Raw genomic sequence first — 21,162 nt, 5'->3', positions numbered from 1 at the left:
CTTAATCGGCTACCGTGACGGTCGATGAGCCTGATGGAACTGCGCAAGGTCTGGGGGAGTGCGCCGCTGCTGGCCGTGTCGGTGGGCGTGTTCATCCGCGACGAGCACGGGCGGGTGCTGCTGCAACGGCGGGGCGACGACGGCCGGTGGAGCGAGCCCGGCGGCGCCCTCGACCCCGGCGAGGATTTCCTGACCGGCGCGCGCCGTGAACTGCTGGAGGAAACGGGCCTGACGTGTGACGATCTGGCCCTGCTTCCCCTCCCGGAGGGCCTACAGGACGGCCCCGACCTCTACGGCCGCTATCCCAACGGCCACGAGATCTACGTCGTGGGCCGGCGCGCCCTGGGCACGCTGCCCGCCGCCGCGCTGGAGCACGCCGCGCCGGACGACAGCGGCGAGACGCTGGAACTGGCGTGGTTTGCGCTGGACGCCCTGCCAGACCTGAGCAGCAACGCGAACCGCCGGAGCCTGAGTGTGCTGCGCGCGCGCGTGGGCCTGCCGCCGTTGCCGCTGGCTCCCACACCGCCCCCGCCGCCCCTCGGGAACCACCTGATGGACTTGCGGAAACTGGTCGGCCCGCGGCCCCTGTTTTCGCCCGGCGCCAACGTCCTCGTGACGGACGATCACAGCAGACTGTTGCTGCTCCGGCACGGGGGTACGAGGAAGTGGACGCTGCCCGGCGGCGGCCTGGAACCCGGCGAGACCTTCGAGCAGACCGCTGCGCGCGAGCTGTTGGAGGAAACCGGACTCACGGCCGCGCGGCTGGAACCGCTGGAGATGTACGCCGGCCCCGCGTACCGCTTCACGTACCCGAACGGCGACACCGTGGACAACGTCTCGGTGCTGTACCGCGCGCACGGCGTGACCGGCGACCTGACCCCACAGGACGGCGAGGTGCTGGAGACAGGGTGGTTCGGTGTGGACGACCTGCCCGACGACGACGAGCTGAGCGGAGAGCTGATCCGGGCGAACGTCCGCCACTGGAGAGAGGGCCAGAGCACGCAGCCCTGACCCTCCCGTTCCGCGTTCCCTACTTCACTTCTCGCGGATGCTCCAGCCCTGCGCGCGGATGGCGGCCATCAGCCCGTCCATGACGGGATCGACGTCCTCGTCCGTGAGGGTCTTCGCGGCGCGGAACACGAGGCGCACGGCCACGGAACGCTGGCCCGCGCCCACCTGCTCGCCGGTGTATACGTCGAAGGGCTCCACGCTCTCCAGCCACTCGCCGCCCTCGCGGCGCAGCAGGGCGGCCACCTCGCCGTAGCTGACGGTCTGCGGGGTGACGACCGCGAGGTCACGCCATGCGGCGGGCGCGCGGCTGGGATCGCGGAAGGCCCACGCGCGGCCCGGCAGCGGCAGGGCGACGTCCATCAGGAAGGTGTCGCCCTTCAGACCGAAGTCCTGCGCGATCTCGGGGTGCAGGGCGCCCATCCAGCCGATGCCCTGCCCGTTCCACACGACCTCGCCGGCGATGCCGGGGTGCAGCGCGGCGGGGACGGCATCCCCACGCAGTTGCCGCAACTCGAAGGCCGCGCCGAGCGTTCCGGCCAGCGACTCGACGAGGCCCTTGAACGTGCGGAAGTCCCCGGCGACGCCCGGCTGGTGCGTGGCGGCGGCCAGCGGCCCGCGCATCAGCAGGCCCAGGCGCTCGGCCTCGCCGCCCTGCGGGAAGATGCGGCCGATCTCGAAGATCAGCGCGCGTTCGCCCTTCGGGTGCGCCTGCGCGGCCCTCAGCAGCGACGGGTACAGCGCCGTTCGCAGGCCGGTGCGGTCGGCGGTCATGGGGTTGCGCAGGCGGGCCGTGGGCGTCTCGGTGCGGGCGCGGGCGGCCTCCTCATCGCTGGTGAAGGTGTAGGTCACGACTTCCTGCGCGCCGATCCCGGCCAGCGTCCGGCGCAGCGTGGCCCGCTCCACCCCCTCCTTCTCCGCGCCGATGTTGCTGGGATGCACCCGCAGGGTCGGCAGCGTCTCGGGCAGTTCCGCGTAGCCGTGCAGCCGGGCGACTTCCTCCGCGAGGTCCTGCCAGATCGCCATATCGACCCGCCACGACGGCGGCGTGACGTGCAGCGCGTCCCCGCTCCCCGTGACCGCGCAGCCCAGGCGCGTGAGGATGTCCCGCATCTCGGCCGTGTCCACGTGCATGCCCAGCAGCGCGCGAATCTGGTCACCGGTGGTGTCGATGGGAGCGGGCACCTCCGGCTCGCCCACCACGGTCGCGCCGGGATGGACGGTGCCGCGCCCGGCCTGCGCGATCAGGGCGGCCACACGGTCGGCGGCGCGGGGCGCCAGCAGCGGGTCGACGCCGCGCTCGTAGCGGTACACGGCGTCGGTCTTGAGGCCCAGACGGGTGCTCGTGCGGCGCAGCAGCACCGGGTCGAAGTGCGCGGATTCGATCACCACGTCCCGCGTGTCCGCCCGGACGTGCCCGTGGTCGCCGCCCACGATGCCCGCGATGCCCAGCACAGTGTCGCCGGCCTTCGGCTGGCCCGCCGTGGCGAAGGCCTCCGCGACGCTGGGCACCTCGGGCGCGCCGCCATCGAGGATCAGCAGGTCTTCCGGGCCGACGGTGTGCTCGCCGCCCAGCAGGTCTTTCACGACCTCGCCCTGCCGCAGCCCGAAGGCCACGTGGATCTGGTCACCGGTCACGTCCCGCCGGTCGTACAGCGCGGTCGGCTGGCCCAGTTCCAGCATCACGTAATTGCTGGTGTCCACGATCAGGTCGATGGACCGCATGCCGGCCAGCGTCACGCGGCGCTGCATCCACAGCGGCGCGGGGCCGTTCGTGAGCCCCGAGACCGTGCGGGCCGCGAAGTGGTCGCAGCCGAAGCGCAGCTTGCGCGACGGATCGCGTTCCAGCGTCAGGCCCTTCGGTGGCAGCGTCACCTTGATCTCCCCTGCCCCGCTCGGCGCCGGCCCGGCCGGCGGAGCGACCAGGTCCAGCTTCAGGTACGCCGCGAGGTCCCGCGCCAGACCCAGCGCGCTCAGCACGTCGGCGCGGTTGGGGGTGACCTCCACGTCCAGCACGTGATCCGCCGGCCACAGCTCGCGCATCGGCGTGCCCGGCGCGGCCGTACCCGCCGGGAAGAGCATGAGGCCCGCCGCGCTCTCGCCCAGGCCGAGTTCCTTCGCGCTGGCCGCCATGCCCCACGACTCCACGCCCTGCATGGCCCGCACGCCGTACGTCACGTCGCCCAGCGCGGTGCCCGGCGACACCAGCGCGACCATCGTCCCTGCGGGCAGGTTCACGGCGTTCGGCGCGCCGCTCGCAATGACCTTCTCGCCGTTCGCGCCGGTGTCGAGGGTCAGCCTCGTCAGCTGCGTGCCCTCGATGGGTTCGGCGCGGGTGACCGACACCAGCAGCACGCCCTGCGGCGGCGCGGGCACGTCCTCCACGCCCTCCAGAGGCAGGCCCAGGTGCGCGAAGGTCGGCTCCAGCTCCGAGAGTGGCGGAAGTTGAGGAACGAGTTCTCTAAGCCAGGAATACGCGATTTTCATGGTTGACCTCTGAAAGGGTGATGGTGGGAAGACCGCTCGCCCCGGTTCTCTTCCCGGGGACGCAGCGGTTACTGCCCTGTCGGCTCGTCCGATCCGGCCCGGGCCGGGGAGCCGATCTGCGCCTGCTCCCGCACCACGGCGCGCAGTTCGGGGGGCACGAGGTTGACGTCGTCCAGCCGGGCCACGCTCACCCACTGCGGGTCGTACCAGTTGTCCTCGCTGCTGCGGATGGCTTCCGGGCCGTCGCCAAGGCGCATCTCGCCAGACACGTACGCCACCCGGAAGTAGTACTCGTCGTTGCCCAGGCCCTGGTGGCGGTACACCAGCGGGCCGACCTCGACGGTCAGGTTCACTTCCTCCAGCAGCTCGCGGGCGCACGCCACCTCGGGCGTCTCGCCCGGCTCGATGCCGCCGCCGGGCAGCGTGGCGTACTCGCGGCCCGCCTTGCGCCGCCGCATCAGCAGGACGTCGGAGGAGTCGTTCACGAGGATGCCAACGGCGCGGGGACGGAGGGTCATCGCGTCCCCTGGTCTATGGCTGGCCGGATGCAGCGAACAAGGACACCGCACGGGGCCGCCGAGCCTGTACGGATACTCACCCCAGTTCCCCTCGGAACTGCCCGATCACCCTGGGGTCGTTGGCGTAGAAGTAGCGGATGTCGGGGATCTTGTACTTCAGCATGGCAATGCGTTCCGGCCCGAGGCCGAAGGCGAAGCCGGTCTTGCCCTCGTACACGCGCGCCTTGCCCTGGGCCTCGCGCAGGTCGTCCACGGCGCGGAACACGTTGGGGTGCACCATGCCGCAGCCGCCGAGTTCCAGCCACTTGCTCTCGCCGCGCGGGTTGTCCCAGTACACGGCGAAGTCGGCGCCGGGTTCCGTGAAGGGGTAGTAGCTGGGCTGGAAGCGCACCTTCGCGCTCGCACCGTACAGGCCGCGCGCCATCTCGGCAATTGTGCCCTTGAGGTCGGCCATGGAAATTCCGTCACCGACGACCAGCCCTTCGAGCTGATGGAACATGGCCTCGTGGGTGGCGTCGGTCGCCTCGTAGCGGTAGACCTTGCCGCGCGCGACGATCTTCAGGGGCGGCTCGTGATCCACCATGTAGCGCACCTGCATGGGGCTGGTGTGGGTGCGCAGCAGCCGGCCGTCCTCCAGCCAGAAGGTGTCCTGGAGGTCGCGGGCGGGGTGGTACCACGGGACGTTCAGCGCCTCGAAGTTGTGGTGTTCGTCCTCGACCTCGGGGCCCTCGACGACCGTGTAGCCCATGCGCTCGTAGATGGCGGTCAGGTCGTCGTACACGCGGTTGATCGGGTGCAGACCGCCGGCCGGGAGCGGCAGGCCGGGCAGCGTGACGTCGATGGCCTCGCTGGCGAGCCGCGCGTCGAGGGCCGCGCGCTTCAGGGTCGCCTCGCGCTCGTCGAGGGCGGCCTGGATGGCCTGGCGAACGGCGTTGATCTCCGCGCCGCGCGCCTTGCGCTCCTCCGGGGGCAGTGTGCCCAGCGCGCCGAGTTCGCGGGTGACGCTGCCGCTCTTGCCGACGTAGCGGGTCTTGACGGCCTGGAGGTCGTCGAGGGTCTGGGCGGCGTGGATTTCGGGAATGGCTTCGTGCTGCATGGGTCCTCCTGTGCAAGAAAAAACCCCGCGCCGCGGGTGCGGGCGGGGCGACGCGCTGGGCCTGGAATCAGGTCAGCACGGCCCCGGACGGGGTAAACGGCGAAGGTGTACCGGTCCGGGGCGTCATGGAGTGAAGGGTAGCAGATGGCGCCGGGGACACGCCGGCGTTCCTTAAGTTTTCTTCATGTTCCATTCCGGGGGGCTCCGAGCAGTCCTCGCCCTGTTTTGTGCGTCTGGGCGCGTGCGACCATGCCTGCATGGGTGAGGTGCATGTCGAACTGGTGCTGCTGGTGGCGGGGGCGCTGCTGCTGGTCAGCCTGGGCGTCAGCCGGCTGGGGGGTCGGCTGGGCATTCCGGGCCTGCTGCTGTTTCTGGGCGTGGGCATGCTGTTCGGTTCGGACGGCCTGGGCATTCAGTTCCAGAACTACCGGCTGGCGCAGGCCATCGGCACGCTGGCGCTGTGTTTCATCCTGTTCCAGGGCGGGCTGGACACCAACTGGGTCTCCACGCGCCCGGTGGTCCGCCGCGGCCTGAGCCTGGCGACCGTCGGCGTGCTGGGCACGGCGGGGATCATGGCGGCCTTCACGCACTTCGCGTTCGGCTTCCCGTGGCTGGTGGCGTGGCTGCTGGGCGCAGTCGTGAGCAGCACGGACGCCAGCGCGGTCTTCAGCGTGCTCAAGGAGCGGCAACTGGGCCTCAAGGGCGACGTGACGCCGCTGCTGGAGTTCGAGTCCGGCGGCAACGACCCGATGGCGGTGTTCCTGACGGTGGGGCTGCTGGAACTGATCGCCAGTCCGGACACGTCGGTGCTGACCATCGTGCCGCTGTTCCTCAAGCAGATGCTGATCGGGGCGCTGGCCGGGTACGCGCTGGGCCGCGCGGCGCTGTGGATCATCAACCGCATCCAGCTCCAGTTCGAGGGCCTGTACTCGGTCCTCAGCATCGCGCTGGCGCTGATCGTGTTCGGCGGGGCGGCGGTGGCGGGCGGCAGCGGCTTTCTGGCGATCTACATCGCGGGCGTGGTGCTGGGCAACGCCGAGTTCATCCACAAGCGCAGCCTGGTGAACTTCCACGACGGGCTGTCGTGGCTGATGCAGGTGGCGATGTTCCTCACGCTGGGGCTGCTGGTCAACCCACACGACCTGCTGCCCACGGCGGGGCTGGCGCTGGCGTGCGCGCTGGTGCTGGTGTTCCTGGCCCGCCCGTTGAGCGTGTACGTCGCCCTGGCGAACGCGAAGATGCCCGCCAACGAGAAGGGCATGGTGGCGTGGGTGGGCCTGCGCGGCGCCGTGCCCATCGTCCTGGCGACGTTTCCGCTGCTGGCGCACGTGCCACAGGCGCAGACGCTCTTCAACATCGTGTTCTTCATCGTCCTGACCAGCGTGCTGCTCCAGGGCACCACCCTGACGCTGGTGGCCCGCTGGCTGCGCGTGCGCGAGAACATGCCGGCCGTGCCCGCCTACCCGATTGCCTACACCCCCACCGGGCAGGGCAAGAACGGCATGGTGGAGGTCGAGGTGCGCGCCGGCAGCGAGGCGGCCGGGCAGCGCATCGTGGACCTGCGGCTGCCGCCCGAGGCGCTGCTGATCCTGGTGCACCGCGGCGGCGAGTTCCTGATCCCCAAGGGCGCGACGCAGCTGCTGGCCGGCGACAGCGTGCTGGTGCTGGCGACCGGGGACGCGCTGCGGGCGGTCCGGGAGCGCCTGACGCCTGCATGATCCCCCACCGGGGGGGACCCCCAGGGGTGTGTTTGCCGACCAGGACGTAAGAAATCGCTCAGATGACCCGGCGTAGCGTGACGGAGATGAGCGCTCCACCCTCCACCCGCGTCCCGCCCGGCCCGCTGCCGATCCTGCTGGTCCTCGGCGCCCTGTGCGTCCTTCAGCTGTCACAGGTGCTGGGCGGGTGGCCGCATGGCCTGCTTCCCGACGCGCTGGCCGAGCGGCTGGGCGTGCCGGTCTTCCTGGGCAGCGGCGCCCTGATCGTGTGGCTCGCGCCGCGCACCGTGGAGGTGCGGGCGTGGCGGATCATCGGACTGGGCACGGTGCTGTGGGGCGTGGGACACCTGCTGCTGTCGCTTCTGCCGCAGCCGCCGTCGGTCCCGTCCGCGGCCGATCCGCTGTTCCTGGCGCTGCCCGCGTGCTTCCTGCTGGCCCTGCTGCGCTTCGAGCGGCGCTGGCCGTCGCTGCCGGGCATGGCCGCCCGGCTGGACGTGGCCGCGCTGATGGTCAGTGTGGGCGGCTCCCTGTGGTACTTCCAGCTGGCCCCGCGGGTGCTGCACGTCCATGACGTGGGGACCAGCGCGGTGTGGAGCGTGCGGTCGCTGGCCGACCTGGTGGTGCTGGGGCTGCTGCTCGCGCAGGGCTGGCGCAGCCGCGAGGGCGCGCCGGGCGGCACGTGGCTGCTGACGCTGGGCATGCTGCTGGTCCTGACGGCGGACCTGGGCTTCTCGGCCGTGGGCGCGGAGCACGGCTGGCCGGACGTGGTGTGGCCGCTGGCCGCCGTGGTCTTCGCGGCCGGGGCGTGGCGGGCAAGCCAGCGGGGACGGGCCCCGCGGGAAGGCTCGCGCCTGCACGGGCTGCATGCCCGGCTGGCCCCATACGTGGCCCTGCTGGGCAGTTTCACGCTGCTGCTCGCCATGCCGGAACGCGACGACCTAGCAGGACTGGGCGCGCTGAGCGCCACCTTCGCGGTGGCCCTGCTGGTCGCGGCGCGGCAGACGCTGGCGCTGCGCGAGTTGCAGGACCACCGGGCGCTGCTGCACCACCAGGCGCACCACGATCCCCTGACCGGCCTGGGCAACCGCACGCAGCTCGACGCGGTGCTGCGCGGCGCGCTGGCCGGCGACGACGAGGTCGGGCTGCTGTTCGTGGACCTGGACGACTTCAAGTTCGTGAACGACGCGCTCGGGCACCGCGCCGGCGACCAGTTCCTACAGGAGGTCGCGCGGCGGCTGTGCAGCGCGGCGGGCGCCGGGCATCCCTGCATTCGCCTGGGTGGAGACGAGTTCGTGGTGGTGCTCGCCCCGGCCACCACGGCCACGCTGGCGGCGCTGTGTGAGCGCGTGGTGCTGGCCCTGCGCGAGTCCGTGACGCTGGCCGGGCAACGGCTGCAGATCACGGCGTCAGTCGGCGGCGCGCTGTCCACCCCGGACGAACGCGATCCGGCGGCGCTGCTGCGCTGGGCGGACCAGGCGATGTACGAGGTCAAGCGCACCGGCAAGAACGCCCTGAGCCTGTACACGCCGGGCGTGCACGACCAGCTCGCTGCCCGCCGCATCCTGATCGAGACGCGGCTGCGCGGCGTGCTGGACCGCGACGAGCTGTCCCTGCACTACCAGCCGCAGCGTGACCAGGACGGCCGGTTGCGGCGCTTCGAGGCGCTGCTGCGCTGGACCGACCCGGAACTCGGGCCGGTGTCGCCGGGCGAGTTCGTGCCCATCGCGGAGACGGCCGGCCTGATGGTCGCGCTGGACAACTGGGTGGTCGACGAGGCGTGCCGGCAGCTGTCGCTGTGGCTGCCGCAGTTCCCGGAGCGGCAGGTGGCAGTGAACATCAGCCCGCCGCACCTCGTCCGGGCGGACTTCCTGCCGGGGCTACGGGCGTCGCTGGCGCGGCACGGCGTGCCCCCGCAGGCGCTGGAACTGGAGGTCACCGAGCGGCTGCTGGTCGAGAACGAGGCGCAAGCCCGCGAGACGCTGCGCGCCCTGCTGGACCTGGGCGTGAACGTCGCCATCGACGACTTCGGGGTGGGGCAGTCGTCGCTGTCGGCCCTGCTGCGCCTCCCGATCACCACCCTGAAGATCGACCGGGCCTTCACGCGCGAGCTGGAGGTCGGGGAACCGGGCAGCTCGCAGGCGCAGGCGGCGTACACGGTCGTGCAGGCGATCGTGGCGCTGGGACAGGCGCTGGCGCTGCGGGTGGTGGCCGAGGGCGTGGAGACCCCGACCCAGGCGCAGCTGCTCCAGAACCTCGGCGTAGACGCGCTGCAGGGCTACTGGATCGGGCGCGCCCAGCCGCCCGAGGGCACGCCCCCGTACACGCGGCCCGGCGGCACGGTGGGCCTGCTGGGCAGCGCGTGACCGGCGCCCGGCGCGTCGTCTGACCTGCAAAGACACGCCTCCCCCGGCGCTCAGGTGCCGGTGTTACCGTGGGGGCATGACGACCGCCGACCAGCCCACCGCCCGTGTCACGGCCGCCCCTCCCGCGGCCGAGCGTGACACGGCCATCTTCGACCTGATCGACCGGGAACGCGACCGGCAGCTCCACGGCCTGGAACTCATCGCGTCCGAGAATTTCACCTCGGCGGCGGTGCGCGAGGCCCAGGGCAGCGTGCTGACCAACAAGTACGCCGAGGGCTACCCCGGCAAGCGCTGGTACGGCGGCTGCGAGGTCGTGGATCAGGTCGAGCAGCTCGCCATCGACCGCGTGAAGGAACTGTTCGGCGCGGCGTGGGCGAACGTGCAGCCGCACTCGGGATCGAGCGCAAACCTCGCGGTGTACAACGCCCTGATCGAGCCGGGCTCGGTGGTGCTGGGCATGGACCTGTCGCACGGCGGGCACCTGACGCACGGCAACCCTGTGAACTTCTCGGGCCTGCGCTACTCCATCGTCGGGTACAAGGTGAACCCCGACACTGAACTCATCGACATGGACGAAGTCCGGCGCCTCGCGCACGAGCACCGGCCGAAGATGATCATCGCGGGGGCCAGCGCGTACTCGCGCATCATCGACTTCGCCGCGTTCCGCGAGGTCGCGGACGAGGTCGGCGCGGTCCTGTTCGCGGACATCGCGCACATCGCCGGCCTGATCGCGGCGGGCGAGCACCCGAACGCGCTGCCGCACGCGCACGTGGTCGCCAGCACCACGCACAAGACCCTGCGCGGGCCGCGCGGCGGCATCATCCTGTCGAACGACGCCGAGATCGGCGCGAAACTCGACCGCGCGGTGTTCCCCGGCTACCAGGGCGGCCCGCTGGAGCACGTCATCGCCGCGAAGGCCGTGGCCTTCGGCGAGGCGCTGCGCCCGGAGTTCAAGGCGTACGCGCGGCAGGTCATCGCCAACGCCCGCGCCCTCGCGGGGGCCTTCCAGGACAAGGGCTACCGCGTGGTGTCGGGCGGGACGGACAACCACCTGCTCGTGCTCGACCTGCGCCCCCAGGGCCTGAACGGCACCAAGGCCACCCGGCGCCTGGACGCCAACCACATCACCATCTCCAAGTCCACGCTGCCGTACGACACCGAGAAGATCCTGCACGGCGGCGGCATCCGGATCGGCACCCCCGCGGTGACCACCCGAGGGATGAAGGAAAGCGACATGCCGCGCATCGCCGACCTGATCGACCGGGCGCTGAGGGAAGAGGACGTGAAGGCCGAGGTGCACGCCTTCGCGGGCGGCTTCCCGCTGCCCTGAGACAACAGCGCCAGGGCTGACACTGTTCCAGAAGACCGCACGCTACCCTGGGCAGAACATGACGACGCGGCCCGGCGACGAGGTTCCACAGTTGACGCTGGAGCTGGCCCGCCTGGGCCTGAGCGCCCAGGATCTGGGCAGCGCCATGCAGCCGGTGCTGGACACGCTGGTGGCCCGCACCGCCGCGGTCGGCGCCGGATACTTCCAGTGGCGCGACCACACACTGACCTTCGCGGCCCGCGCCGGCAGCGGCCACATGCCCCAGGGGTCTGTCATGGCCGCGCTGCTCGCGCACGGGCTGCCGAGTGACCTGCCGCTGATGGCTGCCCTCCAGAACGCGCCGGGTGTGCTGTTCATAGAGGACACCCGGCAGGACAGCGCCACCGCCGGCTTCCCGGAACTGGGCGTGCTGGCGCTGGTTGCCGCGCCCGTCCGCTCGCGCGGCGGGGAACTCGTCGGCGCGCTGCTCGCCCACGCCTTCACGCCCCACGCGTGGACGCCGGACGAACGCGCCCTGATCAGCCACGTGACCAGCCTGCTGTCGCTGCTCGCCGCGCGCCTGGACGCCGAGGAACGCGAACGCGCCGCGCAGGAGGACGCCCTGCGCGCCCTGGGCGTGTGCCTGGAGGCGCGGGACGCCGAGACGCTGGGCCACACCGACCGGGTCACGGCGCTCGCCACGTCCCTCGGCAAGCGGCTGGGCCTGCGCGGCCCGGCCCTGCGCGCCCTGCGCTGGGGCGCGTACCTGCACGACATCGGCAAGATCGCCGTCCCGGACGCGATCCTGGGGCACCCCGGCCCGCTGCCCGGCGAGATGTGGCAGCGCATGCAGGCGCATGTGCAAGACGGCCTGCATCTCGCCCAGCAGCTCCCCTTCCTGCCGCAGAGCGCGCTGGACGTGATCGCGTACCACCACGAACGCTGGGACGGCGCCGGCTACCCCTTCGGCCGGCAGGGCGAGGACATTCCCCTGCTCGCCCGCATCTTCGCGGTGTGCGACGTGTACGACGCGCTGCGGCACGTCCGCCCGTACAAACCGGCGTGGTCGCTGGACGACACCCTGGCCGAGATCCGTGAGGGGCGCGGCACGCACTTTGACCCGCAGGTCGTGGACGCGCTGCTGGACGTTCTGGATGAAGCCGGCGCACTGGCCTGACGTGGCGGTGGGTCACCCCGGGCAGCCCTGAGCATCGTACCGTAATACCCCCACCGAATTATTCTCCGGGCGAAATTTCGTGTACAGTCATCCCTACCATGACCATGGATGATCCCGCCCGCATCCTCGGCGCGTATGCCGGGGCCGTCTATGCCCGCGACGTGGACGCCCTGCTCGCCCTGTACCACCCGAACGTCACGGTGTTCGACATGTGGGAGTCGTGGCTGTACGACGGCCGAGACGCGTGGCGCGGCATGGTCGAGGGCTGGTTCGCCTCGCTGGGCGACGAGCGCGTGGAGGTCACCTTCGAGGATGTGCGGAGTACCGTCACCCCCGACCTGGCCGTGGTGCACGCCTTCGTGACCTACGCGGGCCTGAGTGCCGGCGGCGAGCGCCTGCGCGCCATGAACAACCGCCTGAGCCTCACCCTCACGCGCGAGGACACCGGCTGGCAGATCGTGCATGAACACAGCAGCGCGCCCGCCTCCTTCGAGACGGGCAAGGTCAACCTGAGCCGCCCGACGTGAGCGGAAGGCGGACGACCCCGCGCAGGAGTCGTCCGCCTTCCGCTCCGGGGCGTCTTACCGCGGCAGGACGCTCTCGCCCATCAGGAACTGGTCGACGGCGCGGGCGGCCTGACGGCCCTCGCGGATCGCCCACACGACCAGGCTCTGGCCGCGGCGCATGTCCCCGGCGGCGTAGATGCCGGGCACGCTGGTGGCATACCCGCCACTCTCGTCGGTGCCGGCCTGGGCGTTGCCGCGCGCGTCCTTGGCCACGCCGAAGGAGTCCAGCACGCTGCCCATGGGGTTGGTAAAGCCCATGGCGAGCAGCACCAGGTCGGCCTCGTGGACTTCCTCGCTGCCCGCGACTTCCTCCAGCTTGCCGTTCACGAACTCGATCCGCACGGTCTTGACGCCCGTGACCTTGCCACCCTTGCCGAGGAATTCCTTGGTGGCGATGGCGAACTCGCGCACCGCGCCTTCCTCGTGGCTGCTGCTGGTGCGGAGTTTCAGCGGCCAGTACGGCCACACCAGGGGTTTGTTCTCCTGCTCCGGAGGCTGGGGCATCACCTCGAACTGCGTGACACTGGTGGCGCCGTGGCGGTTGCTGGTGCCCACGCAGTCGCTGCCGGTGTCGCCGCCGCCGATCACGACGACCTTCTTGCCGTCGGCGCGCAGCTGCTTGCGCAGTTTGTCGCCGGCGTTCACGCGGTTCTGGCCGGGCAGGAACTCCATGGCGTAGTGAACGCCGTCCAGTTCCCGGCCCGGCACCGGCAGGTCACGCGGCTGCTCCGCGCCGCCCGCGAGCAGCACGGCGTCGAACTCGGCGCGCAGGTCGGCGGGCGTCACGCTCTGCTTGCTCAGGTTGGTGACCTTGCTGTCCCTGGGCCACTCGCCCACCACCACGCCGGTGCGGAAGGTCACGCCCTCGGCTTCCATCTGCGCCACGCGGCGGTCGATATGCTGCTTTTCCATCTTGAAGTCCGGGATGCCGTATCTGAGCAGGCCGCCCACCCGGTCGTTCTTCTCGAACACCGTCACGTCGTGCCCGGCACGGGCGAGCTGCTGCGCGGCACTCAAACCGGCGGGGCCGGAGCCGACGACAGCGACCTTCTTGCCGGTCTTCACGGCGGGCGGTTGCGGCGCGACCCAGCCTTCCTGCCAGCCGCGCTCGATGATCGCCAGTTCGATGGACTTGATGCCCACCGGATCGTCGTTGATGTTCAGGGTGCACGCGGCCTCGCACGGCGCGGGGCAGATGCGGCCCGTGAACTCCGGGAAGTTGTTGGTGGAGTGCAGCGTGTCCAGCGCGGAACGCCAGTCGTCCTGGTACACCAGGTTGTTGAAGTCCGGGATAATGTTGTTGACGGGGCAGCCGTTGTTGCAGAACGGAATGCCGCAGTCCATGCAGCGCACCGCCTGCTTGCGCGCCAGTTCGCCCGCCAGGGGCTCCACGAACTCGCGGTAGTGCTTGAGCCGGGCGGGGGGCGGCGCGTACTGCTCCTTGATGCGGGGCTGGTCGAGGAAACCGGTGATCTTGCTCATGGGGAACTCCGGGATGGGAGAAAAGCGTGCGGGGTGGACGGCGCGGCGGAGGCGTGACCCTCCGCCGTGCGCGCGTTACTTCGTCAGGGTGCCCTGGCCGCCCTTCTTGCCGGTCTTGACCTTCATGCTGGTCGTGTCGGCGGCGTGCACGGTGCCCTCCTCGGGCTTCGCGGGCGCGGCGGCGTGTTCCTTCAGGGCGCGCTGGTACTCCAGCGGGAAGACCTTGATGAACTTCTTCAGGGCGGCGTTCCAGTCGTCGAGGATCTCCCCGGCGCGCTGCGAGCCGGTGTAGCGGTGGTGCTCCTCGATCAGGCGGCGCAGCTGGGACTCGTCACTCTGGCCGCCGTGCAGGGCGCGCACGTCGGCGCTCTGGAGCTGCTCGTCCTCGGGCTGCACGCGCTCCAGGCTGACCATGCTGAGGTTGCAGCGGTGCTCGAACTGGCCGTCCACGTCGTACACGTACGCGACGCCACCCGACATGCCGGCCGCGAAGTTGCGCCCGGTCTTGCCGAGCACCACCACGGTGCCGCCGGTCATGTACTCGCAGCCGTGGTCGCCGGTGCCCTCCACGACCGCCTGCGCGCCCGAGAGCCGCACGCCGAAGCGCTCGCCGGCCACGCCGCGGAAGAAGGCCTCGCCGGAGGTCGCGCCGTACAGCACGGTGTTCCCGACGATGATGTTCTCCTCGGCCTTGCCGCGGAACTCGATGGTGGGCCGCACCACGATGCGCCCGCCCGACAGGCCCTTGCCGGTGTAGTCGTTCGCGTCGCCGATCAGGTACAGGGTCAGGCCCGGCGCCAGGAACGCGCCGAAGGACTGGCCGGCCGTGCCCTCCATCTGGACGTGCACGGTGTTGTCCGGCAGACCCTCGGGGCGCGCACGGACGAGTTCGCCCGACAGCATCGCGCCGACCGAGCGGTTGACGTTGCGCACGTCTTGCAGGAAGTGCACGCGCTCGCCCTTCTCGATGGCGGGGCGGCACTTTTCGATCAGCTTGAGGTCGAGCGCTCGGTCCAGGCCGTGGTCCTGCGTCTGGAGGTGGCGGGTGCCCACGTCGTCGGGCAGTTCCGGGCGGTAGAACACGCGCGAGAAGTCCAGGCCCTGCGCCTTCCAGTGCTCGATGCCCTTCTTGGTGTCGAGCAGGTCACTGCGACCCGTCAGCTCGTCGAAGGTGCGGATGCCGAGCTGGGCCATGATCTTGCGGGCTTCCTCCGCGATGAAGAAGAAGAAGTTGATGACGTGCTCGGGCTTGCCCTGGAAGCGGGCGCGCAGCACCGGGTCCTGCGTGGCCACGCCGACCGGGCAGGTGTTCAGGTGGCACTTGCGCATCATGATGCAGCCCTCCGCGACCAGCGGCGCGGTGGCGAAGCCGAACTCGTCGGCGCCCAGCAGCGCGGCGATCACGACGTCGCGGCCGGTCTTGAGCTGTCCATCGGTCTGCACGCGCACGCGGTCGCGCAGGCGGTTCAGCACCAGCGTCTGCTGCGTCTCCGCCAAGCCCAGCTCCCACGGCGTGCCCGCGTGCTTGATGCTGCTCCACGGGCTGGCGCCGGTGCCGCCGTCGTGCCCGGCGATCACGATGTGGTCGGCCTTGCACTTCGCCACGCCGGCCGCGATGGTGCCCACGCCGACTTCTGAGACGAGCTTGACCGAGATGTCCGCGCGCGGGTTGACGTTCTTCAGGTCGTGGATGAGCTGCTTGAGGTCTTCAATCGAGTAGATGTCGTGGTGCGGCGGCGGCGAGATCAATCCCACGCCGGGCACGCTGTGGCGCAGGAAGCCGATGTACTCGCTGACCTTGCCGCCGGGGAGCTGTCCGCCCTCGCCGGGCTTGGCGCCCTGCGCCATCTTGATCTGGATCTGGTCGGCGCTGGTCAGGTAGCCGGCGGTGACGCCGAAGCGGCCCGACGCGACCTGCTTGATCTTGGAGCGCAGGCTGTCGCCGGGTTCCAGCGGGTAGTCCACCTCGACGCGCCGGACGCCGCCGGCCCCGACCCCCAGGACGCTGCCCAGGGTCTCGCCCTTGCCGATCTTCTCGCCGCGCATCTCGCGCTCGTAGCGGGCCGGGTCTTCGCCGCCCTCACCGGTGTTGCTCTTGCCGCCGATGCGGTTCATGGCGACGGCCAGCGTGGTGTGCGCCTCGGTGGAAATACTGCCCAGGCTCATTGCGCCGGTGGCGAAGCGCTTGACGATCTCGGTGGCGCTTTCCACCTCCTCCAGCGGCACGGGCTCCACGCCCTCGGTGCGGAACTCGAACAGGCCGCGCAGGGTCATGTGCCGGCGGGACTGGTCGTTGATGATCCGCGCGTATTCCTCGAAGGTCGAGTACTGCCCGCTGCGCACCGAATGTTGCAGCTTGGCGATCGCGTCCGGCGTCCACATGTGCTCCTCGCCGCGCGCGCGCCACGCGTACTCGCCGCCGGCGTCGAGCTTGCCCTGGAGCAGCGGATCATCGCTGAAGGCCGCGCGGTGCATGCGCAGCGCTTCTTCCGCCACCTCGAAGATGCCGATGCCGCCGACCTTGGAGCTCGTGCCGTAGAAGTACTTCTGCACGAAGTCCTCCTTCAGGCCGATCGCCTCGAACAGCTGCGCGCCGCAGTAACTCATGTACGTGCTCACGCCCATCTTGGACATGATCTTGGACAGGCCCTTGCCGACCGCCTTGATGTAGTTCTGGATGGCCTTCTTCGAGCCCACCGACGACAGGTCCGGCATGCCCGGGATGTCCTGGTGGAGATCGGCCAGCGTCTCGAGGGCCAGGTACGGGTGGATGGCCTCGGCGCCGTAGCCGGCCAGCGCGGCGAAGTGGTGCACCTCGCGGGCGTCGCCGGTCTCGACGACCAGCCCGGTCTTCATGCGCAGCCCCGCCCGGACGAGGTGGTGGTGCACGCTCGCCAGCGCCAGCAGCGCGGGGATCGCCACGCGGTCGCGGTCGACCCGGCGGTCACTCAGGATGATGATGTTGTGGCCGCTCTCGATGGCGTCCACCGCCCACGCGTTGATGGTGGCGAGCTTGGCCTCGATGCCGCGGCTGCCCCACTCGGCGGGGTAGGTGATGTCCAGGTCGTAGGACTTGAACTTGCCGCGCGTGTGGCCCTCGATGTTGCGCAGCCGGGCGATGTCGTCGAAGTCGAGGATGGGCTGGTCAACCTGGAGGCGCATCTGCGGATTGACCGCGTTGATGTCCAGCACGTTCGGGCGCGGCCCCACGAAGGACACCAGCGACATGACCACGGCCTCGCGGATGGGGTCGATGGGCGGGTTGGTGACCTGCGCGAAGAGCTGCTTGAAGTACGAGTACAGCGGCTTGTTCTTGCCGGACAGCACCGCCAGCGGCGAGTCGTTGCCCATCGACCCGATGCCTTCCTCGCCGGACAGGGCCATGGGTCCCATCAGGAACTTCAGGTCCTCCTGGGTGTAGCCGAAGGCCTGTTGGCGGTCGAGCAGCGGTTCGCTGAACTCACCGATGGTGCCGGTGTCCTCGGAGTCCGAGAGGGGCACGCGGGTGTTCTCCACCCACTGCCGGTAGGGCTTGGCCTGCGCGAACTGGGTCTTGAGTTCGTCGTCCTCGATGATCCGGCCCTGCTCCAGGTCGATCATGAACATCTTGCCGGGTTGCAGGCGCCACTTCTTGACGATCTGCGCCTCGGGAATCGGCAGCACGCCGGACTCGGACGCCAGGATCACCAGGTCGTCGCGCGTCTGGATGTAGCGGGCGGGGCGCAGGCCGTTGCGGTCGAGGGTCGCGCCCACCTGGCGGCCGTCCGTGAAGACCATCGCGGCCGGACCGTCCCACGGTTCCATCAGGGCGGCGTGGTACTCGTAGAACGCGCGGCGGCGGTCCCCGATCAGGGTGTTGCCCTCCCACGCTTCGGGGATCATCATCATCGCGGCCTGGGCCATAGGGTAGCCGGCCATGGTCAGCAGTTCCAGGGCGTTGTCGAAGGTGGCCGTGTCGGACTCGCCCTCGAAGGAGATCGGGTAGAGCTTCTTCAGGTCGTCGCCCAGCACCGGGCTCGCCATGATGCCCTCGCGCGCGCGCATCCAGTTGAAGTTGCCCTTCACGGTGTTGATCTCGCCGTTGTGCGCGACCATGCGGTACGGGTGCGCCAGGGGCCACTCCGGGAAGGTGTTCGTGGAGAAGCGCTGGTGGACCAGGGCCAGGGCCGACACGACCCGCGGGTCTTGCAGGTCGAGGTAGTACTCGCCCACCTGGTCGGCCAGCAGCAGGCCCTTGTAGATCACCGTGCGGCACGACATCGAGGGCACGTAGTACTCGGCGCCATGCGTGAAGGCCAGCGCGCGGATGGCGTTGCTGGCCCGGCGGCGGATCACGTACAGCTTGCGTTCCAGCGCGTCCGGCACCAGCGTGTCGGGGCCGGCGCCGATGAACACCTGGCGGATCACGGGCTCTTTCTCGCGCACCGTGGGGCTCATGGGCATGTCGCGGTTGACCGGCACGTCGCGCCAGCCGAGCACGATCTGGCCCTCGGCCATGATGGCGCGCTCGAGTTCCTGCTCGCACGCGCGGCGCGACGCGATCTCCTTGGGCAGGAAGATCATGCCCACGCCGTAGTCGCCGGGCGGGGGCAGCGTGACGCCCTGGTCCTGCATGACCGCGCGGTAGTACTCGTCCGGGATCTGGATCAGGATGCCGGCGCCGTCCCCCATCAGGGCGTCGGCGCCGACCGCGCCGCGGTGGTCGAGATTCTCGAGGATCTTCAGGCCCCGCTCGATGATCGAGTGGTTCCTGACACCCTTGATGTGCGCGACGAAGCCCACGCCGCAGGCATCGTGCTCCTGGGCGGGGTACAGGCCGTGCATGGCGGCGCTCAGCCGTTCGGCCGCGCCGGCCCCGGTGTGGGCGGGCACGCGGCCTGCAACGGGGGCGCTGGTCTGCTGTTCGTTCATGTCCATGTCGTCGCTCCATCTCACCGTGCGCGTTCCGGCGGTGAATCCGGACAACCTGCCCGGAGCAGGTCTTCAGTGTCCACCGTACACCTTCTCGGCTGAAACCCTGAACATTTGTTTATAACGTCCAGGCCGATGGATGCCGAATGCCCCTCCGAGAAATGTTTGCTTTGCAAAGCAATTAGCATCACACGAGTCGAGCAGTTTTCACAGGGAAATGACTGGCGGTCACATCCTGTCAAATGCCAGGACTGGGAATGGGCGCCGTCATCCCTGTAACGGGGAAACATCACGCGCTGGAGGGCACGCCACGCGGTGTCCCGTCTTCTCCCCTCCAGTGGTCAGGCAGACGGCGTGAATGTGAGGACCGTCACCTCGGGCGCACACAGGTTGCGGAAGGGAATGCCGCTGGTGCCCAGGCCCCGGCTGACATACGCGGGGGTTCCATGCGCTCCCTCCACCCAGCCCATCGCGTAGCGCTGTCCGAAGGCGCTCGGCACCACCGGCGCGCCGATCAGCGGCAGCCGCACCTGCCCGCCGTGGGTGTGGCCGCTCAAGACCACGCCGGCCGCCGTGGGCAGGTCCGCCAGCACGTCGGGGTTGTGGCTCAGCAGGATCGTGGCCCGACCCTGTGCGCCGCGCAGGGCCGCGCGGACGTCCGGCGTGCCGTTCCACAGGTCGTCCACCCCGCCCACGTACAGGTCGGTCCGCACCGCCACGCCCTCGTTGAGCAGGATCACGGTGCCGGCCGTCCGCAGGCCACGGGCCAGATCGGCGCGCCGCCGCGCCCAGTCGGCACGCACCGGGCCGTAGTACGCGCTGCCGTACTTCCCGAAGCTGCCGTAATCGTGGTTGCCCCACACGCCGTACACGCCCAGCGGAGCCCGCAGCCGCGCGAGTTCCGTCAGCAGCGGCTGCGGCGAGCCCCCGAGGTGCTGGTCGAGCAGGTCCCCGCCGAGCAGGACGAGGTCCGGCCGGGTGTCCAGCGCCGCGTCCACCCAGCCGCTCAGCTGCCCGGCCCCCACATACAGGCCGTAGTGCAGGTCCGACAGGAACGCGACGCGCACCGTGGACCGCAGACCCGGCAGGGGGCGCGTGTGCGTGGTGACGTCCAGCGTGTGCGCCTGCGCCACCCCGACCGCGCCGGTCGCCGCGAGCGCCACCGCGCCGCCGCCCGCCACCCGCAGCAGCTGGCGGCGCGTGACGGACGGTCCCCGGGCGGTCATCCGCCCACGGTAGCAGCCGCGCACCCGGGCGGACGTCCTCCGATGGATGCAGCCGGCGCGTTCATGGTGGGCGCCGGAGAAGACCGCGGTCAGGGCGGGGCCGCTAGCATGACGCATGACCGGTTCCCCCCCCACTTCCCTGCTGCTGGTGATCGACGTGCTCGACGAGGACACGGGCCTCGCGGACGTCGAGGACGAGCTGGGGCGCACCTTCCAGTTGCCCGCCGCGTGGCTGCCCGGCGCGCAGGACGGCGCGGCGTACCACGCCCACACGACCGGGACGACCGTGACCTTCACCGCCGCCCCCGACGGCGCGCGGCACCTGCGCGAGCGCAGCAAGCAGACGCTGCTCGACTTCAGCGACGAGCCGGACGACGGAGAGCGGGCGTGAGCGCCCCGGCCCTGGTCGTCCCGGACCTGCACGGCCGGCCGGACCTGCTGCGCGCCGTGCTGGACCACTTTCCGGGCACGCACCTGGTCGTGCTGGGCGACGCCATCGACCGAGGCGCCCGCTCGATGACCGTGGTGGACATGCTGCTCGAGCTGCACGCCGCGGGCCGCGCGACGCTGCTGATGGGCAACCACGAGCGCATGGCGCTGGAGGGCCTGCGCTGGTACCGGCGCTACCAGGGCACGCACGACATGGGCGACTACCGCCGCGCCATGGAGGGCTACCAGTGGTGGATGCGCGCCGGCGGCGACACCGTGCGCAGCGAACTGGGCCGCCTGACGCTGGAGGCCTTTCCCGAGCGGCTGGAGACGTACCTGGGCCTGCTGAAGAACACGGTGTACATCACGGGCGACCACGTGATCCACGGCGCGCCGCCCGCCACGCCGAGCCTGCTCGTCTCGCACGCCGCGCCGCCGGTGAGCCACCCGGAACACCGCACCCCGGAGGACGCCGCGCTGTGGCTGCGGCCCTACGAGGGCCCCTTTCCCCTGCCGCCGGGCGTGACCTTCAGCGTCCACGGGCACACGCCGGTGCAGACGCCGGCCCGCGTCGGCAACCACCTGTACATCGACATGGGCGCGTACGAGACCGGTCGCCTGGCCGTCGCGCAGGCCACGCCGCATGGCCTGCCGCAGCTCACGGTGATCTGCGGGCGCGGCGAGCCCGGCCGCGCCCGCAAGTATCCGCGCTTCGGGGAACCGGTGCCGGTGCAGGTGATCGACCTGCCCGGCGCTCCGCCCCGCTGAGAAACCACCTCAAGAAACGCTCAAGGGTGCATACAGGGGTGCCCAAGGCCCGCTCAGCCTGCCTTGAGACGGGCATCACTCGGGCCGGGCGCTCCGGGACCACA

The 21,162-nt window shown here is 70.6% G+C and carries 14 protein-coding genes; 8 read left to right on the top strand and 6 right to left on the bottom strand.

All coding sequences use genetic code 11. The annotated features are described in order from the left end of the window. Positions 1-24 precede the first annotated feature (24 nt). Positions 25-1,011, top strand: coding sequence for an NUDIX domain-containing protein (locus tag HNQ07_RS14240; RefSeq protein ID WP_184112918.1), 987 nt, complete (start codon positions 25-27; stop codon positions 1,009-1,011). 24 nt (positions 1,012-1,035) lie between these two features. On the opposite strand, the gene HNQ07_RS14235 is transcribed toward HNQ07_RS14240, so the two are convergent. From HNQ07_RS14235 to pheS, 3 genes are all read right to left on the bottom strand, one after another. Next, positions 1,036-3,495, bottom strand: a complete 2,460-nt coding sequence (locus HNQ07_RS14235) for a phenylalanine--tRNA ligase subunit beta (protein ID WP_184112916.1) — start codon at positions 3,493-3,495, stop codon at positions 1,036-1,038. A gap of 68 nt (positions 3,496-3,563) precedes the next feature. Next, on the bottom strand, positions 3,564-4,013 hold the full coding sequence (locus HNQ07_RS14230; RefSeq protein ID WP_184112914.1) for an NUDIX hydrolase: 450 nt from the start codon (positions 4,011-4,013) through the stop codon (positions 3,564-3,566). Positions 4,014-4,089: 76 nt separating this feature from the next. Next, positions 4,090-5,109 carry a phenylalanine--tRNA ligase subunit alpha gene (pheS, locus tag HNQ07_RS14225; protein WP_184112912.1) on the bottom strand — a complete coding sequence of 340 codons (1,020 nt, stop codon included), beginning with the start codon at positions 5,107-5,109 and terminating at the stop codon, positions 4,090-4,092. A 257-nt stretch (positions 5,110-5,366) separates the two neighbouring features. On the opposite strand from pheS, the gene HNQ07_RS14220 reads away from it, so the two are divergent. The 5 genes from HNQ07_RS14220 to HNQ07_RS14200 all read left to right on the top strand — a co-directional run bounded on the left by HNQ07_RS14220 (position 5,367) and on the right by HNQ07_RS14200 (position 12,203). After that, positions 5,367-6,827 (top strand): potassium/proton antiporter, encoded by a 1,461-nt coding sequence (locus tag HNQ07_RS14220; protein WP_184112910.1) that lies wholly within the window; start codon positions 5,367-5,369, stop codon positions 6,825-6,827. 86 nt (positions 6,828-6,913) lie between these two features. Beyond that, positions 6,914-9,190 (top strand): putative bifunctional diguanylate cyclase/phosphodiesterase, encoded by a 2,277-nt coding sequence (locus tag HNQ07_RS14215; RefSeq protein WP_184112908.1) that lies wholly within the window; start codon positions 6,914-6,916, stop codon positions 9,188-9,190. 76 nt (positions 9,191-9,266) lie between these two features. Then, a complete protein-coding gene (glyA, locus tag HNQ07_RS14210; RefSeq protein ID WP_184112906.1) occupies positions 9,267-10,520 on the top strand; it encodes a serine hydroxymethyltransferase in 1,254 nt (417 codons plus the stop codon). A gap of 58 nt (positions 10,521-10,578) precedes the next feature. Continuing rightward, complete coding sequence (locus HNQ07_RS14205; protein WP_184112904.1) at positions 10,579-11,676, top strand: HD domain-containing phosphohydrolase; 1,098 nt, start codon at positions 10,579-10,581, stop codon at positions 11,674-11,676. A gap of 98 nt (positions 11,677-11,774) precedes the next feature. Then, entirely contained in the window at positions 11,775-12,203 is a 429-nt protein-coding gene (locus HNQ07_RS14200; protein WP_184112902.1) for a YybH family protein, read from the top strand. 54 nt (positions 12,204-12,257) lie between these two features. Here HNQ07_RS14200 and HNQ07_RS14195 read toward each other — a convergent pair whose 3' ends face one another. The 3 genes from HNQ07_RS14195 to HNQ07_RS14185 all read right to left on the bottom strand — a co-directional run bounded on the left by HNQ07_RS14195 (position 12,258) and on the right by HNQ07_RS14185 (position 19,861). Then, complete coding sequence (locus HNQ07_RS14195; RefSeq protein ID WP_184112900.1) at positions 12,258-13,724, bottom strand: glutamate synthase subunit beta; 1,467 nt, start codon at positions 13,722-13,724, stop codon at positions 12,258-12,260. 75 nt (positions 13,725-13,799) lie between these two features. After that, positions 13,800-18,635 (bottom strand): glutamate synthase-related protein, encoded by a 4,836-nt coding sequence (locus tag HNQ07_RS14190; RefSeq protein WP_446333883.1) that lies wholly within the window; start codon positions 18,633-18,635, stop codon positions 13,800-13,802. 341 nt (positions 18,636-18,976) lie between these two features. Further along, complete coding sequence (locus HNQ07_RS14185) at positions 18,977-19,861, bottom strand: metallophosphoesterase (protein ID WP_184112898.1); 885 nt, start codon at positions 19,859-19,861, stop codon at positions 18,977-18,979. A 115-nt stretch (positions 19,862-19,976) separates the two neighbouring features. Between HNQ07_RS14185 and HNQ07_RS23850 the strand changes: the two genes are divergently transcribed. Both HNQ07_RS23850 and HNQ07_RS14180 read left to right on the top strand, forming a co-directional pair. Continuing rightward, on the top strand, positions 19,977-20,252 hold the full coding sequence (locus tag HNQ07_RS23850) for a hypothetical protein (RefSeq protein ID WP_221275082.1): 276 nt from the start codon (positions 19,977-19,979) through the stop codon (positions 20,250-20,252). Next, positions 20,249-21,058 (top strand): metallophosphoesterase, encoded by an 810-nt coding sequence (locus HNQ07_RS14180; protein WP_229832012.1) that lies wholly within the window; start codon positions 20,249-20,251, stop codon positions 21,056-21,058. The genes HNQ07_RS23850 and HNQ07_RS14180 overlap by 4 nt, the downstream gene beginning before the upstream one ends. Positions 21,059-21,162: the final 104 nt, after the last annotated feature.

The sequence above is a fragment of the Deinococcus metalli genome, assembly GCF_014201805.1.
Taxonomy (GTDB): domain Bacteria; phylum Deinococcota; class Deinococci; order Deinococcales; family Deinococcaceae; genus Deinococcus; species Deinococcus metalli.
The sequence above is the reverse complement of the archived record's forward strand: the minus strand, read 5'-3'. Positions and strand labels throughout refer to the sequence as shown.